The organism is Finegoldia magna (assembly GCF_018371055.1).
GTDB classification, from domain to species: Bacteria; Bacillota; Clostridia; order Tissierellales; family Peptoniphilaceae; genus Finegoldia; species Finegoldia magna_I.
The window spans coordinates 1-6,306 of sequence record NZ_JAGYZD010000090.1 but is presented as its reverse complement, the minus strand read 5'-3'; the positions used below and the strand labels follow the sequence as shown (position 1 = coordinate 6,306).

The window sequence follows — 6,306 nt, the reverse complement described above, 5'->3', positions numbered from 1 at the left end:
TGTACAGTAATTTCATTTATTTGTCAAGTTTTACTGTGAATTCTAATAGATTTAAATTGCTAAATCCATGAAAATTTATATTCGGTTCACAAAATTCATCTTTAATAAAATCTGATAACTTTTTGTTGTCACCCTCTCTGACACAATCCACAATAACCATGCCCACCATCTTCTTTAAATAAATCATTTGATGAATTTTCTTCAAAGCTTTTGTGTTTAGTTCGTGGAAATAATCTTCACTCACTATCATTTGAGAAGAATTCACATCCACAACCCACATTGCTTCAGTTTTTTGGATAACAATTTCTGCGTTATTGTCCAGTTTTATTATTTCTGAATTTTTATCTATTATATCACGACTTATCAAATTATCATAGTTATAATTGTAATTTTCATCAAATTTTACATTCAAAATCCCCTTGTACTGTCTGTAAACAATTTTGTCATTAGTTATCAAATAATCTACATTTTCTTCTTGAATGATTTTGTCCACGGGATTTTTCTTGTACAAAAGTTTCGGAATCGGAAGGAATTTCTTCTCTGTTTCAATGTAGTGTAATTTATTTACAATAAAATTCATTTCTTTTTCTTGTTGTGCTTTTTCTTCTTTGAAGAAATTTTCTCCCACAATTCCTGTAAATGTATATTTTTGTTTGAAATCATCGATGTCTTTGTATTTTTGTTTACCTTCAAATGTTAATTTGTCGCTGTTTGTGTATTTCAAATTTTCTGTTTCTATTGTAATTTTAGTTGTGAATTTGGGGTATTTGTCACCTATAGATTCTTTTGTCATCTGAACGAGTATTTCGTCTGATGGTTTCAAATCTTTTGTGAAAGACGTATTATTGAGAAATCCAGTTTTCTTTTTGTCATATTCTATAAAAAAAGCGTCGAGTTTCTTGTCGTATTTTGTGATTTTGGCGACGTAAATGTTACCCAGCTCACTGTCGTAATCTCCCAACAATTTCAGCTCATCATCGTAGTAACCCCAAGTGTTTTTGTCAATAAATAGGTATTTCATCTTTTGAATATCCTGTCGAAAAATCCGATTTTGCCTTCTTTGTCTTGTTTGTAATTGTCGATAATTTCTGTTATTTTTGCATCTACATCTTCTGAATAGGAATTAATTTTCTTTTCATATTCTTTTGTGAATTCTAATTTCCCAATGTATTTGTAATCAGATTTCCTCTTGGATGAGGAATCTGTAATTTGAAATAATTTTTTTGCGTGAGATTTTTCTTCATCTCCCCACATTATTTCTTCATCAAATTCTATCCCGATATTTTCTGTGAATATTACAATGTCAAACTCATTTAATTTATCTAATAAATTTTTGTAATCATCAATCGTTGCAGAATATTTGTCGGGTTTTACGGTTGAAGGTATGATGTATTTATCTTCTGTGATTTTTATCATGGATTTCTTGTAATCAACTACATTACTCAACACATCCAACGTGTCATAAACGCAGTAATCCTCCACACCCAATGCATATTCTATTTGTCTTGAATTTTCCGAATTTACTATTAAAATTTTCCCATCTAATAAATTACAAAGGCTTTGTATCAACAAAGCCTTTTTTTGTAATTTTGAATTAACGAGTACTGTTTTCATACATATCATTCTCACTCTCAGTATTTTCTTGTTCTTTATCTTTATCGTGTTTTAACTTCAACGCCTCTGCCATGATATCTCTTGTCATCGGTCCGTTGTTCGTGCTCGTTCCACCTTGCATAATGACTGTTACCACTGCAATTTTTGGATTTTCAACTGGAGCGAATCCAATCATCCATGCGTGGTTGTCATAAGTTTCTCCAGTAACTGGATTAACGCCTACTTGCGCAGTTCCTGTCTTCACTCCTGCAGAAACTGGGAAGTTTTTGAATGTGTTTTTCTCATATCCTTCTGTCGTTGCCAAGTGAAGTCCTTTTCTAATATATTCCAAATTTTCGTAGTTTTTCAATTTAATTCTTTCGCTTTTCTTTGCGTTTTTAAATAGCGATATGGAATTATCATTGGATTTTATTTCATTTACAAGTGATAATTTGTTCAAATATCCATTATTTGCAAATGCAGACATATATCTTGCCATTTGAAGTGGAGTGTATGCGTTTTGTCCTTGACCAATAACTACGTTTAACATATCTCCGATATTCCATTTTGATTGGTTTAAATAATCGAATTTTATTTTATCGGAGAACGAATTTCTCTCTCCATCCAATTTTTTTTCTGGATCAAATCCCAAACTATCCAATGTTTTTATAATGTTTGTCCTTGTTTGAAGATTTTTATCGTCTGCAAGTAAAACTATTTTGTCGATTTTGGATTTCATTTCCTTTGGAGTAAATACTTCTCCTTCTTTGACATATTTTTCTGCATTCTTTTCCAAAAATCTTCTGAATATAGCTTTGAAGTTGTTTTCTTTTATTTGTGGATCTGGAACAGTTCCGGAGTTTTCAGCTGGAACATTTATATCAATTCCTGTTTTGCTTCCAAGTCCAAGTTTTCTCGCAGTAGATACCAATTCATCAATACTTAATTGATAACCCAAATCTTTGGAACGTCTTTGATCTTTTCCAAGCGCTAGAGAATAGAAATAATAGTTGCAACTGTCTCTGAGTGCTTTCATTACATTTTCGCTGCCGTGAGTTCCTTTGTGTTCATTCCATATCCAACAACCGAATATTGAACCGCCGACATCGACGTACCCTCCGCATTTTATTTCGTGATAAGGATCAAATCCGCCTTCTAATGCTGCAAGTGAAGTGTTAAGTTTAAAAATAGAACCAGGTTGCATCGCTGCTTGCATTGGAATGTTATACAAAGGTCTTGGAGATATTGGATCTTTTGGATCTTCTGCTTGTAAACTTTCCCAATCAGTTTGCGAAATCCCCGTTGAAAACAAATTTGGATTGTACGATGGGAATGAAGCCATCGCTAGTATCTCTCCAGTTTCAACATCTACTGCAACTGCTGCACCACTTTTCGCATTTTTATATCCAGCTAAAGTTTTGTCGCCCCATTCGGATACATAAGTCCCACCAGTGCTTACAGCTTTTATAGATTTTTTCAAAGATTCTTCAGCAACTCTTTGAACATTAGTGTCAATACTCAAATACACATTGTCGCCAGGAATTGCTTTTTTCTCAGACAAAGTTTCAGTTCTATTTCCTTTGCTGTCGACCATAACTCTCAATGATCCGTCTTGTCCTTTTAATGCATCTTCTTTGCTTTCCTCAATTCCCGTCTTACCTATCAAAGCATCCTTACTGTAGCCTTTTTGTTTTACGTATTCTTCAATTTCTTTTTCAGTAGAAATCTTTCCAATATATCCCAATACGTGGCTAAGTTCTTCACCATTAGGATAATATCGTACAGATCTAGTCGCTACTTCTATTCCTAGGTTTTTGACGAATCTTTCTTCTATGCTACTTACAGATTCTTCAGTTAAATTATAGCTTAGAGCGATTGGCTCATAACCTTTTTGTCCTTTGTTTTTCAATTGATTGTAAATACTTACAATGTTGTACGCGTCGTATTTTGAATATTTTTCGCATTTATTTTTCTTCAAAATCTCTTCGTAAAGAATTTTAACATCAGAATTGATATCCTTGTCGTAACTCTTGTAGAAATCTTCCATATTTTTTTGGTAAATGTACTTCCAATCATTGACACTAATCGAAGGATTGATGTTGTTTTCAGTATTTACCGATTGAGCTATAAGTTTGATATCGTCGTCTGTGATGAACTTATACGCCAAATTATTCGAATTCAATAAATCCGCAACGTGTTTGAAAGGATCTGTAGACTTTTTACTTTCTGTGACAAACTTAGCCTTAACTTTTGGATTTTGCTTGTCTTTTTCATCCAAACTAAACTCCACATTTGTTTGTATTCCATTTTTCTTGAGTAAGTTCAGAGCTTTTTCCAACACGACAGTTTTCTTGTCATCTTCTACATCTACTTTTTTCAAAAGCTCAACCATCGTGTTGTCTTTTACAATATTTACAAAATCGTCAGAAGCTTCTGTTTTGAAATCAATTTTATTAGACAACTTCATCATTTCAACTTTTTTCTCCAAAAGTTTTTGGTTGTCTTTCAGTTCCATATCTTTAAGAACGACATTATCTTGAAGGTTGTCCTTTTCCAATTCCTTGTAGACCATCGACCTAATGACGCTGTCGTTCAAAAGTTTTCTGATAATTGATTTGTCTTTTTGGATTATCGTAGCAATCGCAGAATTCACATCTGAAGTTTCCTTTAATCCGTGTTTTTTAAGTAACTTTACAGTTTCTTTGTCATTGGTATCAAACTTTGTATTGTCTTTACGATCCAATTTCAAAGTCAAACCTTTTGAACGAAGTGCATTCAAACAATAATCTAGGACAGTTTTCTTATAAATTCCTTGATTTGTTTCTTGTGTGTAAGTCTTGTCTATTAGATTTGCCATTATGTTTTTATCCATGACAATTGATGCGACTTTGTCCAAAGGAGATTTGTCTTCTTTCAAATAATCGTCCGTATTTCTGTAAGTAAAAGCATTCAGTGCGATTGGAAAATCTTCTGTGTTCATTGACCCATCTTTTTCCAAAATTCTAGACAAATTCAGCAAAGCATCATTGCTATCATCAATACTCATTTGTTTGATTTGATCTTTGTACAAATTAGCAACGTACACATTTTTAGTCGTCGCTAAAAGTTCACCATTTCTATCGTAAATATTTCCCCTAGGAGCAGGAATTTTGACTTCACGAAGCCTGTTATTCTTGGAAATATCTCTGTAATAACTTCCTTTGACTAATGTCAAATGCATTAATTTCAAAGTAAGTACGGCCATCATTATCGCCAATATTACAATAATTATCGTAAATCTATCGTATTTTTCGAGTTTTTTCAAAAATTTATTGTTAAATTTCTTCATTTTGTACCTCAAATAAACTTAAATTTTGGAAATTTAAATATTTTTTTGAACAATTTGAACAAAACATAATACAATAGAACATTTAAAATCATTTCGATTAAAATCGGTCCTTTAAGATAAGCTACGTTGAATCCATTTCCTGTAATGTATATTACGAAATAATGTACAAGAGTGTAGTACAAAGTCACAAAAAATGTGAGTATCATACCACTTCTTGGGTCTTCTTTATTAATTCCAGCTTCACTATTTCCAATCAAAAATCCTGCTGTAAAATATATCAACGCTCTTACTCCGATAACGGGGCTGAATATCGCATCTTCGATTAGCCCGATTATCATACCGTTTAATGAGCCTGTGTATGCGCCAAATCCTATGGACAATAACACAACTATCGGTATGGAAATATTTGTGTACACGTTGAATACTGAAATTCTGGAAAGAAGTGTCGCTTGGATTATGATGTCCAACAAAACTATCAAAAATATTTTTAATTTGTTCATCTAATTCACTCCTTGTCCATCAACTATAAGAACGCGGTACATATTGTTGAAGTTGATTTGGGATTTGCATTTGATAATTTTGGTAAAATTATCCTTTGTCTTGATAACTTCTGTTACTTCACCGATTTTGATATCTCTCGGATACACTCCTCCAAGTCCCGATGTTGTAATAATATCTCCAACTTTTACATCAGCATTAGAATCGTACATATATCCTTTTAAAATATCTTTTTCTTTTTCATTCAAAATCCCAACATCTTCACTCTTTGCTAGTCTAAACCCTACGTTGTTTCCGCTATTCATAATAGTGTCCACTTTGCTATGGTTAAGTCCAACCTCCGTTACAACTCCAACTAAACCTTTTTCGATTCCATCATTTGAAGACACAGCCTCTATCACGATGTCACCTTTTTTGATTTTATCCATTGAGCCTTTATCTATACTAAATCTCGTAAAAATATTTCCAGGATCTTTTCCTGTTATGAAAGCTTTTGTTTTTATAGTCCTATCCTTACTCAAAAGTTCGTATTCTTCTTGCAAATATCTCTTGTCACCTATAACTTTGTTCAAATTATCTACGTTTTTTTTCAACTTTGCGTTTTCTACAATAAGTTTTTGATTGTCTTCACGCATTTTTTTAGTTCCAAAAACATAATTAAAAGATTCTTTGAATTTGGATCCAATCACATAAAACACTTTGTTTACAGGAGAAATCACTGTTCCTATAGCATTTTCTCCGATAGACATATACTCCTTATTGCTATTTGATATTGCAATCGTCAATATGAGAATCAAAGTAACAAAGAAGAAGAACAATCTTTTTCTAAGCTTTTTATTATATCCAAACTTAGCCAATTATTTGTCTCCCTTCTTTAAGAACTTTCC

General features: G+C 32.4%; 5 protein-coding genes. All 5 read right to left on the bottom strand.

Annotated features, from left to right (window positions below; genetic code table 11):
* Window positions 1–16 precede the first annotated feature (16 nt).
* The 5 genes from KHW44_RS05130 to mreC are packed head-to-tail and all read right to left on the bottom strand — an operon-like array spanning window position 17 to window position 6,276.
* Complete coding sequence (locus KHW44_RS05130) at window positions 17–1,021, bottom strand: ribonuclease E/G (protein ID WP_304066791.1); 1,005 nt, start codon at window positions 1,019–1,021, stop codon at window positions 17–19.
* Window positions 1,018–1,614: a cell division inhibitor gene (locus KHW44_RS05125; protein ID WP_304066788.1), complete on the bottom strand. Its 597-nt coding sequence runs from the start codon at window positions 1,612–1,614 to the stop codon at window positions 1,018–1,020. Before KHW44_RS05125 ends, KHW44_RS05130 begins: the two co-directional genes overlap by 4 nt.
* Window positions 1,595–4,921: a penicillin-binding transpeptidase domain-containing protein gene (locus KHW44_RS05120; protein ID WP_304066785.1), complete on the bottom strand. Its 3,327-nt coding sequence runs from the start codon at window positions 4,919–4,921 to the stop codon at window positions 1,595–1,597. The genes KHW44_RS05125 and KHW44_RS05120 overlap by 20 nt, the downstream gene beginning before the upstream one ends.
* Window positions 4,922–4,929: 8 nt before the next feature.
* A complete protein-coding gene (gene mreD / locus KHW44_RS05115) occupies window positions 4,930–5,421 on the bottom strand; it encodes a rod shape-determining protein MreD (protein ID WP_094203304.1) in 492 nt (163 codons plus the stop codon).
* Window positions 5,422–6,276, bottom strand: coding sequence for a rod shape-determining protein MreC (mreC, locus tag KHW44_RS05110; protein WP_094205322.1), 855 nt, complete (start codon window positions 6,274–6,276; stop codon window positions 5,422–5,424).
* Between the last annotated feature and the right edge of the window lie 30 nt (window positions 6,277–6,306).

Coding starts and splice junctions, on each gene's coding strand:
- mreD (WP_094203304.1), bottom strand. CDS start 5,421: ATGAACAAATTAAAAATATTTTTGATAGTTTTGTTGGACATCATAATC.
- KHW44_RS05130 (WP_304066791.1), bottom strand. CDS start 1,021: ATGAAATACCTATTTATTGACAAAAACACTTGGGGTTACTACGATGAT.
- KHW44_RS05125 (WP_304066788.1), bottom strand. CDS start 1,614: ATGAAAACAGTACTCGTTAATTCAAAATTACAAAAAAAGGCTTTGTTG.
- KHW44_RS05120 (WP_304066785.1), bottom strand. CDS start 4,921: ATGAAGAAATTTAACAATAAATTTTTGAAAAAACTCGAAAAATACGAT.